General features: G+C 68.7%; 20 protein-coding genes. 13 read left to right on the top strand and 7 right to left on the bottom strand.

Annotation, left to right across the window (positions count from 1 at the left end; genetic code table 11):
• Positions 1 to 228 precede the first annotated feature (228 nt).
• On the top strand, positions 229 to 957 hold the full coding sequence (locus IG75_RS0128280; RefSeq protein WP_051714983.1) for a TMEM165/GDT1 family protein: 729 nt from the start codon (positions 229 to 231) through the stop codon (positions 955 to 957).
• Between the two features lie 123 nt (positions 958 to 1,080).
• Positions 1,081 to 1,848, top strand: coding sequence for an SDR family NAD(P)-dependent oxidoreductase (locus IG75_RS0128285; RefSeq protein ID WP_030524392.1), 768 nt, complete (start codon positions 1,081 to 1,083; stop codon positions 1,846 to 1,848).
• A gap of 86 nt (positions 1,849 to 1,934) precedes the next feature.
• Here the strand turns inward: IG75_RS0128285 and IG75_RS37570 are convergent, their stop codons facing one another.
• From IG75_RS37570 to IG75_RS0128305, 4 genes are all read right to left on the bottom strand, one after another.
• A complete protein-coding gene (locus IG75_RS37570; protein ID WP_051714984.1) occupies positions 1,935 to 2,510 on the bottom strand; it encodes a hypothetical protein in 576 nt (191 codons plus the stop codon).
• 182 nt (positions 2,511 to 2,692) lie between these two features.
• Positions 2,693 to 3,511 (bottom strand): class I SAM-dependent methyltransferase, encoded by an 819-nt coding sequence (locus tag IG75_RS0128295; RefSeq protein WP_030524394.1) that lies wholly within the window; start codon positions 3,509 to 3,511, stop codon positions 2,693 to 2,695.
• Positions 3,512 to 3,656: 145 nt separating this feature from the next.
• On the bottom strand, positions 3,657 to 5,615 hold the full coding sequence (gene htpG / locus IG75_RS0128300; protein ID WP_030524395.1) for a molecular chaperone HtpG: 1,959 nt from the start codon (positions 5,613 to 5,615) through the stop codon (positions 3,657 to 3,659).
• A 15-nt stretch (positions 5,616 to 5,630) separates the two neighbouring features.
• Complete coding sequence (locus tag IG75_RS0128305; protein WP_051715061.1) at positions 5,631 to 7,304, bottom strand: TM0106 family RecB-like putative nuclease; 1,674 nt, start codon at positions 7,302 to 7,304, stop codon at positions 5,631 to 5,633.
• Positions 7,305 to 7,584: 280 nt separating this feature from the next.
• Between IG75_RS0128305 and IG75_RS0128310 the strand changes: the two genes are divergently transcribed.
• From IG75_RS0128310 to rraA, 8 genes are all read left to right on the top strand, one after another.
• Positions 7,585 to 8,229, top strand: a complete 645-nt coding sequence (locus IG75_RS0128310) for a DUF6474 family protein (protein WP_030524397.1) — start codon at positions 7,585 to 7,587, stop codon at positions 8,227 to 8,229.
• Positions 8,230 to 8,371: 142 nt separating this feature from the next.
• Positions 8,372 to 9,001 carry a hypothetical protein gene (locus IG75_RS0128315; protein ID WP_051714985.1) on the top strand — a complete coding sequence of 210 codons (630 nt, stop codon included), beginning with the start codon at positions 8,372 to 8,374 and terminating at the stop codon, positions 8,999 to 9,001.
• On the top strand, positions 8,962 to 9,615 hold the full coding sequence (locus IG75_RS0128320) for a YcnI family copper-binding membrane protein (RefSeq protein WP_030524399.1): 654 nt from the start codon (positions 8,962 to 8,964) through the stop codon (positions 9,613 to 9,615). The genes IG75_RS0128315 and IG75_RS0128320 overlap by 40 nt, the downstream gene beginning before the upstream one ends.
• Positions 9,612 to 10,166 carry a copper resistance CopC family protein gene (locus IG75_RS0128325; protein ID WP_030524400.1) on the top strand — a complete coding sequence of 185 codons (555 nt, stop codon included), beginning with the start codon at positions 9,612 to 9,614 and terminating at the stop codon, positions 10,164 to 10,166. The genes IG75_RS0128320 and IG75_RS0128325 overlap by 4 nt, the downstream gene beginning before the upstream one ends.
• Entirely contained in the window at positions 10,163 to 11,089 is a 927-nt protein-coding gene (locus IG75_RS0128330; protein ID WP_030524401.1) for a CopD family protein, read from the top strand. The genes IG75_RS0128325 and IG75_RS0128330 overlap by 4 nt, the downstream gene beginning before the upstream one ends.
• Positions 11,090 to 11,098: 9 nt before the next feature.
• Positions 11,099 to 11,482: a DUF5313 family protein gene (locus IG75_RS0128335; protein ID WP_030524402.1), complete on the top strand. Its 384-nt coding sequence runs from the start codon at positions 11,099 to 11,101 to the stop codon at positions 11,480 to 11,482.
• A 56-nt stretch (positions 11,483 to 11,538) separates the two neighbouring features.
• Positions 11,539 to 11,943, top strand: coding sequence for a DUF5313 family protein (locus IG75_RS0128340; RefSeq protein ID WP_051714986.1), 405 nt, complete (start codon positions 11,539 to 11,541; stop codon positions 11,941 to 11,943).
• 37 nt (positions 11,944 to 11,980) lie between these two features.
• Complete coding sequence (gene rraA / locus IG75_RS0128345) at positions 11,981 to 12,469, top strand: ribonuclease E activity regulator RraA (protein ID WP_030524404.1); 489 nt, start codon at positions 11,981 to 11,983, stop codon at positions 12,467 to 12,469.
• A 37-nt stretch (positions 12,470 to 12,506) separates the two neighbouring features.
• On the opposite strand, the gene IG75_RS0128350 is transcribed toward rraA, so the two are convergent.
• Complete coding sequence (locus IG75_RS0128350; RefSeq protein WP_030524405.1) at positions 12,507 to 12,728, bottom strand: RNA-binding S4 domain-containing protein; 222 nt, start codon at positions 12,726 to 12,728, stop codon at positions 12,507 to 12,509.
• Positions 12,729 to 12,985: 257 nt separating this feature from the next.
• Between IG75_RS0128350 and lysX the strand changes: the two genes are divergently transcribed.
• The 3 genes from lysX (at position 12,986) to IG75_RS0128365 (ending at position 17,672) form a co-directional block, all read left to right on the top strand.
• The gene (gene lysX / locus IG75_RS0128355; RefSeq protein WP_051714987.1) at positions 12,986 to 16,321 is read left to right on the top strand and encodes a bifunctional lysylphosphatidylglycerol synthetase/lysine--tRNA ligase LysX; all 3,336 of its coding nucleotides are present in this window, start codon (positions 12,986 to 12,988) and stop codon (positions 16,319 to 16,321) included.
• A gap of 115 nt (positions 16,322 to 16,436) precedes the next feature.
• Positions 16,437 to 16,913 (top strand): hypothetical protein, encoded by a 477-nt coding sequence (locus tag IG75_RS40655; protein WP_081877185.1) that lies wholly within the window; start codon positions 16,437 to 16,439, stop codon positions 16,911 to 16,913.
• 147 nt (positions 16,914 to 17,060) lie between these two features.
• The gene (locus IG75_RS0128365; protein ID WP_030524408.1) at positions 17,061 to 17,672 is read left to right on the top strand and encodes a histidine phosphatase family protein; all 612 of its coding nucleotides are present in this window, start codon (positions 17,061 to 17,063) and stop codon (positions 17,670 to 17,672) included.
• Here the strand turns inward: IG75_RS0128365 and IG75_RS0128370 are convergent, their stop codons facing one another.
• Both IG75_RS0128370 and IG75_RS0128375 read right to left on the bottom strand, forming a co-directional pair.
• Positions 17,673 to 18,572 (bottom strand): cutinase family protein, encoded by a 900-nt coding sequence (locus IG75_RS0128370; protein ID WP_030524409.1) that lies wholly within the window; start codon positions 18,570 to 18,572, stop codon positions 17,673 to 17,675.
• A gap of 386 nt (positions 18,573 to 18,958) precedes the next feature.
• Entirely contained in the window at positions 18,959 to 20,428 is a 1,470-nt protein-coding gene (locus IG75_RS0128375; protein WP_030524410.1) for a glutamate synthase subunit beta, read from the bottom strand.
• Positions 20,429 to 20,463: the final 35 nt, after the last annotated feature.

Raw genomic sequence — 20,463 nt, forward strand, 5'->3', positions numbered from 1 at the left:
TTTTTCGCCGTTGCGTAATTGCGACACCGGAGTGGGTGCGGTAGAGTTGCCGACAGCGAAGGGGAGTAGCCCCCAATCACGCGGTCGACATACTGACCCGCCGCACGTCGGTGGGTCCGGTCGTGTGAACCGGTCCTTCCGGTGGGCGAGACCTTCGGCCGTACAGCAATTTCGTTGTCGGCCGGAGGCGAACCCGTTTCCGGCCGGCGGATCGGGAGCATTCGTCAGATGATCGCCACCGTCGGACTCGCCATCGGCATCGTTTTCCTGGCCGAATTGGGTGACAAGTCCCAGCTCATGGCCCTGACGTTCGCCCTGCGCTACCGCTGGTGGGTGGTGCTCGGCGGAATTGCCACCGCCACCACGGCGGTGCACGTCATTTCGGTCGCCATCGGGCATTTCCTGGGCGCGGCCCTGCCCACCACCGCCATCGCGGCGGTGGCATCGATCACATTCCTCGCCGTGGGTCTGTGGACACTGCGCGAGTTGATCAGTGGTGCGGACGACGACGAGGAACCGGCCCCGTCACGGTTCGCCACCACGGCGCCCTTCCTGGTCGTGCTCTCGGCCTTCCTGCTGGCCGAACTCGGTGACCGCACCATGTTCGCCACCGCGGCGCTGGCCACCGACAACAACTGGGCGGCGGTCTGGCTGGGTTCGACGATCGGCATGGTCGCCGCCGATGCCCTGGCCATCGCCGCGGGCATCCTGGTGGGCAAGCACCTGCCCGAACGCGCCATCGGCTTCGGGTCGGGATTGCTCTTCCTGTTCATCGGGGCGCTCACCGGCATAAACACCACATTCCCGGACCTCGCGCTCGTCGGCGCGGCCGGTATCGCTCTGCTCGTACCGGCTGTGGCAGCCCCGGCGCTCTGGCTGCTACGGGCACGCCGTGCGGCCGCGGACCGGCTCGCCACCGAGGCCGCCACCACCGAGATCTCGCAGCGCCGGGCCTAGGTTCTTTACTGAGTACGATTTGGCCGATCAGCGCAAGGGGACCGTCCACGAACTCTCCGCACGCACCGGTTAGGGTGCAATTGACGTTAGGCCAACTGGCTTGTCACGAACGAGAGGACCATCGTGGAGATTTCGGGTTCCGCCGCCATCGTTACCGGGGGCGCGTCCGGTCTGGGCGCCGCCACTGCCAAGCGTTTCGCCGATCTGGGCGCCACCGTCTTCGGGCTCGATGTCCCGCAGTCGATCGAGCGCGCCGGCGACAATGTCCCCGACGGGGTCACCCTGCTCGCCGCCGATGTCACCAGCCACGACGAGGTCGCCGCCGCTGTCGCCAAGGTGGTCGAATCGGGTACGCCGCTGCGTATCGTGGTCAACTGCGCCGGGGTCGGCTGGGCCGGGCGCATCCTGTCCAAGAACGGGCCGCACGATCTGGAGCTGTTCCGCACGGTCATCACCGTCAACCTGCTCGGCACCTTCAACGTGATGCGCCTGGCCGCCGACGCCATCGCCAAGACCGACGCCGTGGACGAGGCAGGACAGCGCGGTGTCGTGATCAACACCGCGTCGGTGGCGGCGTTCGAGGGCCAGATCGGCCAGATCGCGTACTCGGCGTCCAAGGGCGGCGTGCACGGTATGACGGTGCCGGCCGCGCGTGACCTCGCGCAGTTCGGTATCCGGGTCAACACCATCGCCCCCGGCATCATCGACACCCCGATGCTGGCCGGTGTCACCGAGGAATACCGGCAGGGCCTCGAGGCCGGTGTGCCGTTCCCGTCCCGGCTGGGCCGGCCGGACGAGTACGCGCAGCTCTCGCAGTACATCGTCGAACACGACTACCTCAACGGCGAGACCATCCGCATGGACGGTGCGCTGCGCATGGCGCCGCGGTAGTCTTCGGGCCGTACAACGACGCCCGCTGTCCCGGCGATCCGGGGCGGCGGGCGTTCGTGTTCCGGGTGCGGCGTACCGAATGCGGGTCAGCCGGCGCTGCCGGTCGGCGGGAGCTGCCGGTCTGCCGGCGGACGCTGCCGGTCGGCCAGGCGCGCCCGCCATGCATCGCAGACCGCACGGTCTGCCGACTCCCGGTCGTTGCCGTCGACACGGCAGCCCGCGCGCGTGTATCCCTCGCGATCGAAACCGCGGCGATCGTAACCCCACCGGTCGTAGCCGTGGCGGTCGTACCCGGCCCGGTCACGCCCGAAACTGTCGAGCCCGTCCTCGTCGTAGCCGCCGCGATCGCGCCCGAAGAAGTCGAGCCCGTCCTCGTCGTAGCCGTCGCGGTCGTAGCCGGAATGGTCGAACCCGTCCTTGTCGTAGCCGCCGCGGTCACGACCGAACCGGTCGTAGCCGTCCTTGTCGTAGCCGTCCTTGTCGTAGCCGAAGGTGTCGTAGTCCTCGGAGACGGGAGCGAAATGCGTCGTGATCGGGCCGGCACCCGATTCCGCCGACGCCGGTACGGCCACCAGGGCGGGTGCGGCGATCAGCGCGCCGAGCAACGCGATCCGAAGCGAGGTGTGGCGCAATCCGCGGCGCGCCGCACGGGTGGTCGACATGATCGATCTCCTATCCGGAACACGATTCGCGTATCCCGGACGATGCATCGCCTACATCCCTTGACATGTTACAAACCGCAGGTTGACGGCCATGCGAAACCGTTTGCGCCCGAAGCGATCCGGTGACCGCCCGACGCGTCGCCCGACCGACCCGCGCCGCACGCCCCGGCGGCGCACAACCGTTACCGGTAGCCGACCCCGAGATATGCCGTGGTGGTCAGCGGGCTGCCCGGCCGGTAATGCTCGGTCAGGTAGGAGCGCATGGCCTCGATACGCTCGGCCATCGCCCGGTCACCGATACTGCGCCGCATCAACTCCAGGGGCGCTATACCGCGGGTGAGCCGGGCGAGCAGTGCGTCGGCATCGGCGAAGACCATCTCCACGGTATGGGGCACCACGGATACCCGTTCGAACCCCGCCGCGCGCAGCTCACGCTCGAATACCTCGGGGTTCTCCAAACTTTCGAGGTTGGATGCCGGTGGACGGATACTCGGGTCGGCGGAGCCCAGCGCGCGCCACGACATCTGCATCCAGGTCGACCGGTCGGCCGGCGCCCAACTCGATACCACCGCGACCCCGCCGGGCCGCAGCACCCGGAACAGTTCGGCGAACCCGCGCGCACGGTCGGGGAAGAACATCAGCCCGAACATGGAGAACGCCGCGTCGAATTCGGCATCGGCGAACGGCAATTCCTGTCCGTCACCGATCCGCGCCACCACATTGCCCACACCGGCCGCTGTCACCGCGCGCTCGAGCTGCTCGATCATCGGCGCGGAGAAATCGATCGCGTCCACCCGCTCGGCGTGCTCCGCGGCCAGTAGGCTCAGCGTGCCGGGACCGGCCGCGACATCGACCACACGGGCGGGCGGCGTATGTCCGGCGAGGCCGGCCAGTTGCACTGCCGCGGCGGCGAACGGGCGCATCACCGAAATAGTGGACACCGCATAGTCCTCGGCGACCAGATCCCAGGGATCCACGGCGGCGAGTAAGTTTTCGGGCACGGTCGTATCCGATCTCGTCGATACCTCAGCGCGTACCGGGAGACCGCGGCAGCGGCCACGGTCTCCCCTACGGCCGGGCGCCCGCCGTCCGCGCTCGCCTACTTCCGTAGACGGTTCGCGGACGAAAGAAGCCCGGCTGCACCCCTCAGAGCGTACGCGTCAGCCGGTCGGCGAGGATCTGCGCGAATTTGGCCGGATCCTTCAGTTCCCCGCCTTCGGCCAGCACAGCCGTGCCGTACAGGAGTTCGGCGGTCTCGGTGAGCTCGGGAACCTTACCCGCGTCGGCGTCGTCCCGGCGGGCGTCGTAGGCATCGCGCAGACCGGTCACCAGCGGATGGGTGGGGTTGAGCTCGAGGATCCGCTTGAACTGCGGCAGCTCCTGCCCCGAGGCCCGGTACATCCGTTCCAGCATCGGCGTCATATCGAACACATCGCCCACCAGGCAGACCGGCGAACTGGTCAGACGCGAGCTGAGGCGGACCTCCTTGACGCTGTCCTCGAGGGCCTTGCCCAGCCAGGTCAGCACCTCGGCGAAATCCTTGTCCTGCTGTTCACGCAGGGCCTCGGATTCCTTCTTCTCCTCCTCGGTCTCCAGATCGACCTCGCCCTTGGCGATCGACTGGAAGGGCTTACCGTCGAAGTCGGTGACCGACCCGACCCACATCTCGTCCACCGGATCGGTGAGGATCAGCACCTCGCGGTCCTTGGCGCGGAACGCCTCCAGATGCGGCGATTTCTCCACCTGCTCGCGGGATTCGCCGGTCATGTAGTAGATGGCGTCCTGCCCTTCGGGCATCCGTTCCACGTACTGCGCCAGCGTGGTCGCCTCGGTGTCGGAGTGCGTGGAAGCGAAGGACGACACCTCCAGGATGGTTTCCCGGTTGTCGAAGTCGGAGAGCAGGCCCTCCTTCAGCACCCGGCCGAATTCCTGCCAGAAGGTGCGGTATTTCGCCTGGTCCTCGGCGCCCTGCAGATCCTTGACACTGCTCAGCACCTTCTTGACCAGACGTTTGCGGATCATCTGGATCTGCCGGTCCTGCTGCAGGATCTCCCGGGACACGTTGAGCGAGAGGTCCTGCGCGTCGACCACACCCTTGACGAAACGCAGGTACTCCGGCATCAGCTCTTCGCAGTTGTCCATGATGAACACGCGCTTCACATAGAGCTGGACACCGCGTTTGTGTTCGCGGGTGAACAGATCGAACGGCGCCTGCGAGGGCAGGAACAGCAGCGCCTGATACTCGAACGTCCCCTCGGCCTTGAGCGGGATGATCTCCAGCGGCTCGTCCCAGGCGTGGCTGACGTGCCGGTAGAACTCCTGGTACTCCTCCTCGGACACCTCGCTGCGCGGGCGGGTCCAGAGGGCCTTCATCGAGTTGAGCGTCTGCTCCTCGATGACGGTTTTCTCCTCCTTCTCCTCACCCTCACCCTCGGTGACCGTGCGCTCGACCTGCATCCGGATCGGCCAAGCGATGAAATCGGAGTACTTCTTGACTATCTCGCGGAGCTTGTGTTCCTGGGTGTAGTCGAAGAGATGATCCTCGGGGTCCGCCGGCTTCAGGTGCAGCGTGACGGCGGTCCCCTGCGGGGCCTCGTCGAGGGTTTCGATGGTGTAGGTGCCCGAACCGGCGGTCGACTCCCAGCGGGTGCCGGTGGTCTCCCCCGCCCGGCGGCTGGTGAGCACCACCTTGTCGGCGACCATGAAGGTCGAGTAGAAGCCGATACCGAACTGGCCGATCAGCTCCCCGGCCGCGGCCTCGGATTTCGCCTCGTTCAATTTCCGGCGCACCTCGGCGGTACCGGATTTGGCGAGGGTGCCGATCAGGTCCACCACCTCGGCACGGGACATGCCGATGCCGTTGTCCCGGACGGTGAGGATCCGCTGATCCCCGTCGACCTCCAGCTCGATGTGCAGGTCGTCGGTGTCTACGTGCAGATCCTTGTCCCGGTAGGACTCCAGCCGCAGCTTGTCCAGCGCGTCGGAAGCGTTCGAGATCAGCTCCCGCAGGAACGTGTCTTTGTTGGAGTAGACCGAGTGGATCATCAGCTCGAGCAGCTGATGGGTCTCGGCCTGGAACTCGAGTTGTTCGACGTGCTCTGTCACGGTGGACAATGGTAATCAAGCCTGCGCGGAACTCGTCCACAGGTCGGGCGGTGTTCCGGGCGGCGCGGCGAAGTCGCTCAGCGCGGGCACCTCACGTTCGGCGCTGTGCTCCCGCGGTACCCGGGGGTTCATCCACTCACGCAGGACCGCGGTGGCCCGGACATCGTCCTCGTTGTACTCCAGCAGCCGGGTGCGCTGGGTGAGGTCGGGCTCGGCGTCGTAGCCGACCGCACGCCGATACCAGCTCATCGACGCCTCCCCACCCGCCTCGGGATCGCGCCAGGCGAAACCGGCCACGGGTGCGATCTTCTTGAGTCCTTTACCGCTCGGGCAGATGAACTGATCGGTGACCGCCTGGAACATATCGACCCATTGGATGGAATCGACGAACTCGGTGACCTGGGCTTCGGTCGGCACCCCGGGACGCCCGGCGAACCGCCGCGCCGACTCGTAGAGCCATTTGTCCTCGGCGCTGCGCGAATAGCAGTACGCGGCGAAGGTCTTCCCGGCGGTCAGGGCCTGCGCCCTGATCTCCATCAGCCAGGTCCAGAACTCGCCGAAGGAACGGCCCTCGTCCTCGGTGGGTAGCGGATCCCAGGTGACGAACGCCCGGTACCGCCCGTCGAGCAGGGTCCCCCACAGGTAGGCGCCCTCCTCCTGATAGCTCTCCAGATCGACATCCACCTCGACATCGGCCCGGCGCACCCAGACCCGGTCGAACCGGCGCACCAGCGGTGCCTGTACCAGCCATGCCCGGGCGGTGACCACGGCCTCCTCGAACGGCCCGTGCTGCCAGTCCTCCGGTTCGGGCCCGGACCAGGCGGCCAGTTCGTCGATGGTCCGCACCCCGTGCCCGCGCAGCACCTCCGCGCGCGAACCCGGCGCCACCACGCTCACATCACGATGCTCGTTCAACCAGGCCTGACACCCGCCCTCGGCGCCCCGGCTCCACCAGACACACTGGCGGCATTCCGGGACCTTCGACGGCACGGTTTCCAGCTGCCCGCGCACCACCGCGATCCGGTCGGCGAAACGGCTGTCGTAGTCGGGGAGCACCGCGGTCAGGTCGTGGACGAGGATCCGGTCGAAATGGAAGCCGATGACCCCGCCGACCCGAGCGGCCGGCGCCAGCCCGTGACGCTCCAGCATCCGGTACACATGGGCCAGCCGCTGCTGGTCGCGGGGTTGCTGGCGGAGTTTGCGGGCGCGGTCGGGAACGGGGTTCCAGGAGAACAGATCCGAGGTCAGCGGGTGGAATTCGGCCGGATCCGGGCGGCGCGGATCGGTCACCTTGTGGTTGACCACGATGACCGGGATATAGCCGCCGTTGCGCTCGTCGCGCAGCAGGATCTCGGCGCCGCCGCGACGCCCGGTATCGGGCTCCTGCGGCAGCAGCCCACCCCAGATCCGGGACGCGCCCGCCGCGCAGGCACGCAGCGTGGCCTCGGCACGCGCGCTCGCCGGCAGCGCCGGGTCGATGATCACCCAGCCACCGGGGTCGGCCGCGACCAGAGTGTCGCGGACACGTTCGCGATGGGCCTGTGCCGCCTCGCGCCGCTGCTGCACCCCCGTGTCCTCTCGCACTTCGGCGAGCAGTTCCGGGTGCGCGGCGTCCATCCCGAGCCGGTGCCGGCAGCCGATCAGACCCCGGGCATCGAGGAACGCGAGCCGGCCCGCACCGGCGGAAATCCGCCCGGCGGGCGCGGCGGACTCCCGCCGCTCGTGATCGGCGTGGGAGGGGTCTTCGCTGTCGACACTGCCCGGTTGCACGCAAGCAGTATGGTCCCTGTCCCCGACAGACCACCCAATCGAGCATCCGGGAACAGCATCGCCGCACCGCCGGGGGCAGAGTCTGTCGCCGCCGCGGCCGGTAACCCGATAGGGTGTCGGCGAACCGTGTGACACGGGTGGACGGTGCGGTTTTCCGTGTCGTATCGCCGTAGCGAACCAGCATTACGGAGGGCCTTCGATGGGGTTGTTCACCAAGCGCAAACGGCGGCCGAGTCGGCGGGCCGAGGCCAAGGCTCTCAAGCACAAGGCCGCCATGGAGGCCAAACTCGGCGCGAAGAACGATCGGAAACGCCAACGGGCGGAGGCCCGTTCCCAGCGCAAGGTCGCCAAGGCCCAGGTCGCCACGCTGCAGGCCGAGGAGAAGGCGGCCCTCAAAGCGGCGGCGCGGGCCGAACGTGATCCGTTCAGCCCGGCCCAGTTCAGGAAGTACATCGGAGTGGCACGGGTGCTGGTTCCGGTGCTCGCCCCGCTGGCCTACCGCGGCGCGACCTATCTGCGCGGCGAGCTCGACGCCCGCCGCGCCAAACAACTCGGCGTCGGGGTGAGCCAACTCGGCGACTACGCCGGGCACGGTGGCCGGCTGCAGGCCCGGATCGGCAATACCGAGGCCGCACTGGACAAGATCACGGACGGGCGGTCCGGCAAGGACAAGGACACCCAGCAGTTCGTCGCCGACGCCCGTAACCGGCTCGACGCACTCACCGCCGCCGTCCGCACCGCCGACCAGATGCCCGCCGGGCGGCGGCGGTCGGTGTACAGGTCCATCACCACCGAGCTGTCCCGGATCGAGGCGGACGTCCTCGCTCGCCTCGGCGTCGCCTGACCCCGGCCGCCGAGTGGGCGTCCCCGGTCCGATCTGCGGGCCGGGTGCGCGAGCCCTGGGCCGGTCGGCGACCATGGACACTGCCCTGCCCACTCCCCGACCAGCCGGGCCCGGTCAGGTCGGCCGAATCCGAAAGTCCGCGATGCCCAGCACGTACCCGTCTCCCGCACCACTGCGGGGCTGCGTGGTGGGCGCGACTACCGCAATCCTGGCCGTCGCCGCCCACGGCATCGCCGGTGGCGGATACCCGACCTCCGCCGGAGCGGCGTTACTCCTGCTGACGGCCCTGGTGACCGGCGCCGCCGCCGGTTCGGTCATCGGCGGATCGAGCCGGTTGCGGACCGGCCCGGGCCGGAGCACGCTGATCGCTCTCGCAGCCGGGCAGTTCGCCGGGCACTGGGCGCTGACCGGCCTCACCGGTCATCACGGCTCCCCCGTCGAGACGGCGTCCGAGGCCCTGCCGGGGGCGGCGATGATCGCCTTCCACCTGCTCGCTGTCGTGGTCTGTGCGCTCGCGATCACCACGGCAGAGCGGCTCTACCGTTGCGCGTCCTCGATACTGCGCGCGCTGCTCGAACCACCACGCCCCACCCCGGGCCCGACCCGGGTCCGTATCGCCGCGACCACCCCGGTCACGGTCCATCGCTCTCCGAAGGGAGCGCCGGGTCCACGCGCACCGCCCGCGCGCACCGACCCCGCCACCCCTTCCCTCGGAGAGAAAGCTTCCAACACATGTCCCACGGGATCTCCCCCGTCCTGCGCCGTGGTCTGACCGCGACCTTCGCCGCGGGTTTCGTACTGGCCGCGGCCGGTACCGCCGCCGCGCACGTGAGTGTTTCCGCACCGGACGCCACACCCGGTCACGGCGCGGTCGCCACCTTCAGCGTCCCGACCGAATCGGATACCGCCGCCACCACTTCGGTACGGATCACCGTGCCCGGGTTCTCCACCGCGCGCACCGAACCGGTGCCCGGCTGGACCGCGAAGTTCGACCGTAACGACAAAGACCAGATCACCGCCGTCACCTGGACCGCGAACCCGGGATCCCCCGGTATCCGGCCGGGTGAGTTCCAGCGTTTCGCGGTATCGCTCGGGCCGTTCCCGGACTCGGAGTCGGTCGCCTTCCCGGCGGAACAGACCTACAGCGACGGCACCGTCGTGCGCTGGAACGAGACCGGCGACCACGATTCGGTCGAACACCCCTCGCCCGTCCTCGCGCTGAACGGCGACGAGGCCGGTCACGGCGGTCACGGTGACGAAGCGGCCGCCGCGCCCGCTGACGACGGTGGCGACACCACCGCCCGCTGGCTGGGCGGTCTGGGGCTGGCGCTGGGCGCACTGGCGCTGGGCGCCGGAGTCGGCGCGGTGGTCCGGAGCCGGCGATGAACCAGCGCACGACCCGGTGGGGCCGGCGCTTCGCGCTGGTCGCCACCCTGCTCATGGTGACCCTCGGCGCGCTGGCCGGCCCGGCTGCCGCCCATTCCGCGGTGGTGGGCAGCGATCCCGCGGACGGCGCGACCGTCGAGGTGGGGCCGCAGCGCGCCACCATCACGTTCAACGAACCGCTGCAGCCCGACTTCCCGGCCATGACCGTTGTTGGTCCGGACGGCAATCTGTGGTCCAAGGGCGAGCCGGTCGTCGACGGCAGGAATCTCAGCGTCGAGGTCGGTGAACTCGGTCCGGCCGGCGAATACCGGATGGCCTTCCGGGTCACCTCGGCCGACGGCCACGTGGTCAACGGTGAGCGCGCTTTCACGCTGAGCAAGCCGGGTACCGGTACTCCGGGCCCGGCCGCGAACGCCCGCGGTGAGAGCGGCGGCTCGGACGGCGGTATCCCGGTCTGGGTGTACATCGTGGGTGCGGTCGTCCTGTTCGGCGGCGGTCTCGGGTTCGCGCTGTTCGGCTCGAACCTGGGCAAGGGCAAGAACCAGCGGTGAGAAACGGCGTCCCGAGCGGAACCGACGACCGGTTCGCGCTCGGACTCGTGATACCGGCGGGCCTGATCGGGGTGCTGCTGGCCTGGACGCTCGGCGGGGTTCCGGCGGCCTCGGCGGTGCGCTTCTGCGCCGATATCGCGGGCGCGACGGTGCTCGGCCTGGCCGTGCTGCCCCGGCTGGCGGACCGGATCGAGCTCCCCTGGCGGATGATGGCGGTTCTGGCCGGACTGTGGTGCTGCCTGGAATTCGCCACTCTGGTCTTCGCCGCGGGTGAGGTGGCGGGTTCGGGGGCGACCGCGCTGAGCCCGGCCGATTTCGGCACCTATCTGGCCCGGATCAGCGCGGGCCAGATCGGCCTGGCCATCCTGCTGGCCACCGCGGCGATCGCGGTGTACGCCGCGATCGCCTTCCGGCGGCCCGGGCAGCGCTCACCGGACCTGGTGCTGGTGTTCGCCGCGGTCAGCGTGACCCTGCGACCGATCACGGGGCATATGTCGCAGCAACCGGCCGGGTCGGTACTGGCCGGGGTCCACGCGCTGGCGGCGTCGACCTGGCTCGGGCTGCTGCTGGCGCTGGCCCTGGTGGTGCGTGGCCGCCGCGGGTGGGCCGACGCACTGCCCAGGTACTCGGCGGTCGCGCTGCCCATGATCGCCGCCGTGGCGTTGACCGGCGTGATCAACGGTCTGGTGCGCCTCGGCGGTATCGCACCGTTCGTCACCACCGGCTACGGACGGATCATGCTCGCCAAGACAGTGCTGCTGGCGGTCCTGCTGGCGCTGGGCTGGTGGTGGCGGCGGAGCTGGGTGGTGGCGGCGGCCCGGCATCAGATGCCGGCCGAGGGCTCGCTGCGGCGCGCGGTGGTGGAGGTTTCGGTGATGGCGGTGGTGTTCGGGCTGGCGGCGTCGCTGGCAGTCACGGGATAGCCTGGGTCCATGGCTGCCGGTGCCCCGACTCCGAATCTCCTCCAGCGGATCGGGTACATCTGTGGCCGCACACTGCCCGCCGAATACTCCGACTGGGTGCTGAACGATCTCACCGGGCCGGGTGCGACCCGCCGCTACCTGGTGCGGATGTTGGTGCCGCTGGTGCTGGTGCTGTTGCTGTTCCTGCTGGTCCCCGGGCCGCTGTGGATAGGAGCGTCGATGATGGCGCTGCTCCTGCTGCCGCTGATCTACTTCACCGTGGCGCTGACCTACGTCTTCCGGCGCAACCGGCTGGTCAAGCACGGCCTGGATCCGGCGCTGGCCGACGCCGACGTCCGCCGCCGCGCGGAGCGCGAGCGCGCCGCCTACGAGCGGCGGCACGGCCGGGGCTGAACGCAACGCCCGAATTACCCCTGGTGAGCGATATCACACAGGCATAGCCTGGAGCTATGGACAAGCCGACCTTCAAGCAACGGATCGCCTACGATCTGGGCGGCGAACTGCCCGCGGAGCTGCACGCGTGGGTGGTCCAGGACGTCGTCGGCCGCGGGGCGATGGAGCGCTACCTGATCCGGTTCGTCGGACCGATCATCCCCTTCTTCGTGCTGATCTTGCTGTTCCCGGGCCCGATGACCCTCAAGCTGGGCCTGATCGTCATGATGATCGTTCCGCTGATCATCTTCACGATCGCACTGACCTATGTGTGGCGGCGCTACCGGTTGGTACAGCACGGGTTGGATCCGGATCTGGTCGACCACGAGAAATGCAAAGACTGCGATCGTGAGGTGTACAACCTGCGCTACCGCCCACAGCACGGCGACGCGCGGATGACACAGCCCGGGCACGGGGGTTGATGGGCGCTGCCGGTACGCACCCGGCACAATCGGGACCGTGACCGAATCAGAGCAGCAGGTGGCCACCGCGGATCTCGCCGACGAGATCGGGCCCGATATCCGCAGTTGTGACACCCAGTTCATCCAGTTCGGCGGCCACCAGGTGTTCTCCGGCCGGATCACCACGATCCGCTGCTTCCAGGACAATCTGCTGGTCAAACAGACACTCGGAGAGCCCGGCGCCGGGCAGGTCCTGGTCGTCGACGGCGGCGCGAGCATCCACACCGCCTTGGTCGGCGATATCATCGCCGGCCGCGGGGTCGACAACGGCTGGGCCGGGGTCGTGGTGAACGGCGCGGTCCGCGACTCCGCGATTCTGCGCACCCTCGGTATCGGCGTAAAGGCCCTGGGCACGAATCCGCGCAAGAGCACCCAGACCGGTAGCGGCGAGAAGAACGTCCCGGTGGAGTTCGGGGGCGTCACCTTCAATCCCGGCGAGATGCTCTACAGCGACCACGACGGCATCGTGGTCCGCACCGAACCCTGATCGCCGCGGTCCGGTGCCGGCAACGGCCGGTCCGGTGTTATCCGCTGCTCACCCTGGCGGAGTGACCGGCGATGGCGACCACATCGCCGACCTGCAACTGCCGTCCGCGGCGCAATTCGACCTCGTCGTTCACGCGCACCAGACCGGCCGCGATAACGGTCTTGGCCTCCGACCCGGATTCGATCAGATTGGCCAGCTTCAGGAACTGCCCGAGCCGTATGGCGCCGTCGTCGATCGGCACATCGATGGGATCCGACATAGGTTCATGCTTACTCCCCCGGTCACGGCGCTTTCCGACCGGCCCCGGGCACCCGGCGCGCGGACAGCGCCGGATGCGTAACAAGAAGACATTTCCGGCATTTCACGGCAGCTTCGCGCGCCACGCCCGGGACCCGATTTCCCATATCGGCCAACCGCGCCCGCGCACAGGGAAATACATGCGCTTCCGGACCGATATACCATTAACACGCCGGGCCACAGCCATGATTCGGTGATTCCTGGCGGCAGACTGGAACCGTGATATCCACGCAGGAACCGCGACACCCCGCACCACCCGGCCCATCCGGCACGCCCGGGCGGTTCGCGGCGATACCGCGTGTCGCCACGCTGGTCTCGGGTGTTCTCGCGGCCGCCTGCCTGCTGTGGAGTCTTTCCCCGACCCTGTCGACGGCGCTCGCCGGCGCCCGCCACTACCTGGATCGCTACTACCTGTACGCACCCGATACCAACCTGCTGTGGGCCGGACTGCTCGGATTGCTGACGCTCGGACTGGCCGGGCGCAAGCGGGTCGCCTGGTGGGCGTTGGTGCTCTACACGGCGAGCTGGGTCCCGGCGAACCTGGCCGATCTGCTGCGCGCACACGACCGGCATGCCGCGGTGGCCGCGCTGATCCATCTGGCCGCGCTGACCGTACTGGTCCTGAGCCGCGCGGAATTCGGCGCGCGGATCCGCCGCTGCGCGCTGCGCCCGGCCGCGCTGACCCTGGCCGCCGGCTTGCTGATGGCGGCCGTCGCGGGTGGAGTCGTGGTCCAGCTGCTTCCCGGAGCACTGTCGTCCGTCGCGCAGCGTGCGCTGTGGGTGATCACCGAACTCACCGCGCATCTGGTACCCGGCTCGCCGGAACCCCCCGGCGTACCGTCCTTCCCGGCCCAGTTCCTGGTGGGACTCTTCGGCGCCCTGGCGGTCGCCGCAAGCGCCCTGGTCCTGCACCGAACCCAGCGCACGGAGTACGCACTCACCGACGCCGACGAATCGGCGCTGCGCGAACTGCTGGCGGGCGCGGACCCCTCCGGTTCGATCGACTACTTCGCGACCCGGCGAGACCGGGCACTGATCTTCACGCCCAACGGCAGGGCGGCCATCGGCTATCGCGTGGAGTACGGAGTCTGCCTGGCCCTCGGCGATCCGATCGGCGCGCGTGACTCCTGGCCACAGGCGATCGAGACCTGGCGGCAGCACGCCCGGGATTTCGGCTGGCGGGCCGCGGTGATCGGAGCGAGCGAATCCGCCGTACCGGTCTACCAGCGTGCCGGGCTCACCGCGGTGACCGCCAGCGCGGAGGCCGTCCTCGACACTCGCAGTTTCTCCTTGGCGGCCCCGGAACTCGCGCCGGTCCGGCAGTCGGTGACCCGGCTCCGGAAAGCGGGTGTGACAGTCCGGATCCGCCGGCACCGCGATATCGGGACCGCCGACCTCGCCCGGCTCACGGTACGCGCCGAGGAGTGGCGGCACAGTGAGACCGAACGCGGGTACCCGCTTCCCCTGGGCCGTCTCGGCGATCGCCGCGACGGTGACTGCCTGCTGGTGGAAGCCGTCGACACCGACGACCGGGTGCTGGGGATGCTGTCCCTGGTGCCCTGGGGGAAGACCGGCGCCACAGTGGAATTGCTGCGCCGGGCACCCGGCAGCACCACGGAGACGACCGACCTGCTGATCGCGGAATTCGCGTTGCGCGCCGAACAGCACGGTATCCACCAGGTTTCGCTGAGTTTCACCCTGTTCCGGTCGGTGTTCGAGGCGGCGGCACGCGAGTACATTCCGGCGACCTCCCGGAAGCCCCTGGCCGCGCTGCACACCGCGGCCGGATTCGTGCGCGGTGCCCGCACCCTGCCGCTGGCCTTCTCGCGCTGGTGGCAGCTGGCCCAGTGGCACCGCGCGAGTATGCGGTACCAGCCGCGGTGGGATCCCCGCTACGTCCTGTGCGACTCCTCGCGCGACCTGGCACGGATCGCCGTCGCCGCGGCGCGCGCCGAAGGTCTGCTGCCACGGGCGGACGGAAGGTCCACGGCCTTCACGCATACCGGCCGGCACCGCGCCGCGCCGGAACATCCGGCTCCCGCACGCGCCGGCACGAATACCGGGCCCGCGGAGATCGAACCGGAGCCGATCACCGCGCACCGGCCCGAACAGGTGCGGGTGCGGATCGAGAAGCTGGACCGGCTCGCCGCCGCGAACGTCGATCCCTATCCCCTGCCGTTCCCGCCGACGCATACGGTCGCCGCCGCCCGCCGGACACCGCGCGGTACGACGGTCCGCGTCTCGGGACGATTGCTGCGCCGGCGCGACTACGGGGGTGTGATCTTCGGGGTGGTCCGGGACTGGACCAGCGATATCCAGCTGCTGCTCGACCGCGACCGGCTCGGCCGACAACGCCTCGACGAATTCGGTGAACTCGTCGATCTGGGAGATCTGGTGTCGGTCAGCGGTCAGCTGGGGTACAGCCGGCGCGGGGAACTGTCCCTGCTGGTGGCGGATTGGCGGATGCTCGGTAAATGCCTGCACCCGCTCCCCGACAAATGGCGCGGCCTCAGCGACCCGGAGGTCCGGATGCGGCGCGGTTACCTGGATCTGATGATCGACCGGGAAGCGCGCGAACTGCTGGCCCGGCGCAGTGCGGTGCTGCGGGCGCTGCGCGACGCCCTGCACGACTGCGGATTCCTGGAGGTCACCACCCCGGTGCTGCAGCACAGCCCCGGCGGCGCGGCGGCCCGTAGTCTGCGCACCCATATCGACGCCGACAACACCGATCTGCATCTGCGGGCCGCTCCGGAACCGGCGCTGAAACGGTTGTGTGTCGGCGGTGTCGAGAAACTGTTCGAACTGGGGCCGGGTTTCCGCAACACCCACGCCGATACCCGCCACCTGCCCGAATACACCGTGCTGGAGGCCTATGAGGCGCATAGTGATCACCGGCGCATGATGACGCTGTGCCGGCAGCTGGTGCAGCAGGCCGCGCTGGCCGCCAATGACGCGATGATCGCCATGCGGCCTACCCCGGACGGTTCGCTGCACGCGGTGGACATCTCCGGCGAATGGCGGGTGCGGTCGATATACGAGGCGCTGTCGGCGGAGGTCGGTGTCGATATCACGCCCCGTACCGCCCTACCGGACCTGCGGGAACTGTGCGAGAAGGCCGATATCGTCCATCAACCCGGCTGGGACGAGGGCCGGATGGTCTACGCCCTCTATGAGCGACTGGTGGTGGAGGCCACCCGGGAACCGACCTTCTACACCGACTTTCCGAGCTCGGTGTCGCCGCTCGCCCGCCCGGCCCGCCGCGACACCGCACTGGCCGAACGCTGGGATCTGGTGGCGTGGGGTATCGAGCTGGGCTCCGGGTGCAGCGAACTCACCGATCCGGTGGAACAGCGGCGGCGGCTCGCCGCCCAATCCCGTATCGCGGCCGACGGCGGCCAGGCGGCCATGGAACTCGACGAGGAGTTCCTGTGCGCACTGGAACACGCCATGCCGCCGACCGGTGGTCTGGGCCTGGGCGTGGACCGGGTGATCATGCTGCTGACCGGGCGCGCACTGCGGGAGACCCAGCCGTTCCCATTGGTCCGGCCGCGATGATCAGGCACTTCCCCGTACTGATCGGAGGGAATGTTTCCGCCCCGCCGCTCGGGGAAGTACGGTGTAGTGACTTCGGCCCCGGGAGGAGGGGCCTACCTTCGGAACGGGGTTCGATTTGAGTTACGTGGACCTGCTCACCCACGCCGGCCAGGTGGACTTTTCGGCTTGGGCCAACACCGATACGTTGGCGTCCGCGGTCGAGCTGAGCGCCCGCAAGAGAAGCAAGGGCAAGGGCGGCGGCTTCGGTCTGTTCGGCCTGATCTGCTGTGTGCTCGTGGTGGCGATCATCGTCGGCGTCATTCTGCTGGCCCGTAAGAAGAAGAACGACAACAACTCCTCGGGTCAGTTCCCCCAGCCCGGCCAGCCCCCGCAGGGTTACCCGCAGCAGGGTGGTTACCCCCAGCAGGGTGGCTACCCCCAGCAGGGCGGTTACCCCCAGCAGGGCGGTTACCCCCAGCAGGGCGGTTATCCGCAGCAGGGTGGTTACCCCTCGCAAGGTGGCTACCCGCAGCAGGGCGGCTACCCGTCCGACCCGAACTACCCCAATCCCCCGCAGGGCGGCCAGCCGCCGTACCCGCCCACCGGGCAATAGGCTCACCCGGTACACAGGGGCCGGTTCGCCGTGATCACGGCGAACCGGCCCCTGGGCTTTTCGAGACCACCCGGGATTTCATCGATCGGCCGACCGGCTCCGCGACCTCGCTGCCGACCCACCGGGCCGATGCGGCAGAGTGGACGCGTGCAATTGATACTCGTTCGCCATGGCCAGCCGCTCCGGGTCGACAACGCCGGGCAGGCAGCCGACCCCGGTCTGGCGCCCATCGGCGTGGAGCAGGCCGAACGGGTACCGGCCGCCCTGGAACACCACCGCATCGTGCGGGTGATCAGCAGCCCGCAACGCCGGGCCCGCGAAACCGCCGCGCCGACGGCCGCGAAGCTGGGCCTGGACGTGGATACCATGGACGATCTGGCCGAATACGATCGTGACCTGCCGTCCTATATCCCGATCGAGGACGCCAAGGTGGAGTTCCGGGACGCCTACGACCGGATCAAGGCCGGGCACCTCCCGGTGCAGATCGATGCCGATGCCTTCCGGCACCGGGTACACGACGCGATCACCGAGATCGCCTCCACGACCCCGGCCGCCGATACCGTGGTGGTGTTCGCGCACGGCGGCGTCATCAATGTCACTCTGCAGGACATTCTCGGTCTGGCCCGGCCGCTGACCTTCCCGATCGATTACTGCTCGATCACCCGGATCCTGTTCTCCCGGACCGGTCGCCGCACCGCGGCGACCGTCAACGAGAACGGACACGTCTGGGAATTGCTCCCCCGCAATATCTCCGGCTGATCAGGCCATTCCGGCGATCCAGTTGTGCATCCAGGACAGCGCGGTCTGGCCGCCACCGACCTTGTAGCTGCCGTAGGCGACATGCGACTCGGACCGGTAGAAGGTGTCGAGATCCTTGACCCGCTGCTCGTTGGCGCCGCGGGTCAGCTGGGCCTGCAGTGTGGGCAGACCGCCGTTGGAGATCAGATCGCTCACGATGGCGCCGACTTCCAGCTGGTAACGCCAGATATTGGCCGGGTTGGCGTCGGAACTCTGGGCGAGGAAACCGGCGAATCGGGTGACGAAATCGTCCGACGCGGTGGCGCAGTAGAGATCATCGGGGATGCACACCGTGCGGGTACGGTCGCTGACCCAGCCGAATCCACCGACCCGGGGGCCGCCGGCCCCGGCACCCGGCGCGGGCGGACCGACCTGAACATCACCGGGCGCCCGCCGCGGATCGGAGATCAGCCCGACACCCGCGATACTCTCCGGCCGGATCGGGCCGAGGCCCGTACCGATCTCGGCGGCGAGATCCCCGGCGGCGTCGGCACCCTGGCTGTAACCCACCAGTGCGACCTTGGTGCCGCCGCAGCGCTGCACCATATCGGTGATCATGCCGCGCGCATTGGACACGGCCTCGTTCTTGGAGTCGGCGTAGATATCGCCTTCCCACGGAAAAGCGGTTGCCGCGTAGGTGACGTAGTCGACCTTCGCCGAGGACGGTAGGCCGTTGGTCACCCGGGCGAGCATGCCCGGCGTGGGGCGCTTGTCGTGGCCGGTTTCCCAGGTCCCGGGAATCGCCACCACATACAGACTCGGGCATCCGGGGTCGGCCGTTGCCACCGATCCCCCGAAAACCACTCCCGACGCAACCGCCGCACAGGCACCCAGCGCCGCGGCAACCCTCTTGAACTGCATTCTGCTCCAGTCAACCCTGGCCCCTGATCGGGACGCTCCCGTTAAGTCATCGCCAAGATGCTGACCCCGGCCGATGACACCGATGTGTGTAACAGGTGAACAACAACCACGCGTCACAATTACACGATCGGATCACGATCTCGTACCGGGACACACCGCAGATAACAATAGAGCGACGATCTTGGTATCGCCAGCCCAACCCCGGCCTGACCACCGGAGACGAGCGATCACCCGTATTTCACCGGAAAAGCTGCGTGTCGAATTCGGCCCGCGCCCGAAATACGTCGGCGCGGTGCCCCCGGAAAAACCCGGGAACACCGCGCCGTAGCGTATTCATTTGTGCCGCAGCATCTCCGGCTCGGCGGTTCGGGACCGCCGCGCCGAGGTCAGCGCTGGGCGACGGCGGTCGGCGGAATCGGCGCGGGCAATGCCGTCTCGCCCTCCAGGTACCGGTCCACCGCGGACGCGGCGGCCCGGCCCTCGGCAATGGCCCAGACGATCAGGGACTGACCGCGGCCCATATCGCCGGCCACGAAGACACCGGGGACATTGGTGGACCAGTTCTTGTCCCGCTGGACATTGCCGCGCTGGTCGTAGCCGACCCCGAGATCGGTCAGCAGACCCGGTTTGTCGGGACCGACGAAGCCCATGGCGAGCAGCACCAGATCGGCTTCGAGGGTGAAATCGGTGCCGTCGACCTTTTCGAACCGGCCGTTGACCATCTTGACCTCGTGCGCATCGAGCCCGGTGACCTTGCCGTCCGCGCCGACGAAACGTTCGGTGTTCACCGAGAACACCCGCTCGCCGCCTTCTTCGTGCGCCGAGGACACCCGGTACATGAGCGGGTAGGTCGGCCACGGAGTGGAACCGGCCCGCTCCTCCGGCGGCCGCGGCATGATCTCGAACTGGTGCACGCTGGCCGCACCCTGCCGGTGCGAGGTGCCCAGGCAGTCGGCGCCGGTGTCACCGCCGCCGATGATGACGACCTTCTTACCGTGCGCGTGGATCGGCGGCAGACCTTTGTCGTCGGTCACCGGGTCGCCGTGCTGGACCCGGTTGGCCCACGGCAGGAATTCCATGGCCTGGTGGATCCCGTCGAGTTCCCGGCCCGGGATGGGCAGGTCACGCGCCTGGGTGGCGCCACCGGCGAGGACCACCGCGTCGAACTTCTCGCGCAGCTCGTCGGCGGTGATATCGACACCGACGTTGACGCCGGCCTTGAAGATGGTGCCCTCGGCCTCCATCTGCGCCAGGCGGCGATCGATGAAGCGCTTCTCCATCTTGAATTCCGGGATGCCGTAGCGCATCAGACCGCCGATGCGGTCGGCCCGCTCGAACACGGTCACGGTGTGACCGGCGCGGGTGAGCTGCTGCGCGGCGGCCAGACCCGCGGGGCCGGACCCCACGACCGCGACCCTCTTACCGGTGAGCCGGGTCGGGTAGACCGGCGCGACCCAGCCCTCGTCGAAGGCGTTCTCGATGATCTCGACCTCGACCTGCTTGATGGTCACCGGGTCCTGGTTGATCCCGAGCACGCAGGACGCCTCGCACGGCGCCGGGCACAGCCGCCCGGTGAATTCCGGGAAGTTGTTGGTCGCGTGCAGCCGGTCGATACCCTCGCGCCAGCGGTCCTTGTAGACCAGGTCGTTCCATTCGGGGATCAGGTTCCCCAGCGGGCAGCCGTTGTGACAGAAGGGGATACCGCAGTCCATACAGCGGCTGGCCTGCCGCTGCAGGGTCTGGTGCGGGAAACCCTCCTGGTAGACCTCTTTCCAGTCCATCAGCCGCAAGGGCACCGGACGGCGTTCGGGTAGCTCCCGGGACGTGTGCTTCAGAAATCCTTGGGTGTCACCCACGAGCGGCCCCCGAATAGTCACAGCGCCTCATCGAC

The sequence above is a fragment of the Nocardia rhamnosiphila NBRC 108938 genome, from assembly GCF_000720425.1.
Lineage (GTDB): Bacteria > Actinomycetota > Actinomycetes > Mycobacteriales > Mycobacteriaceae > Nocardia > Nocardia rhamnosiphila.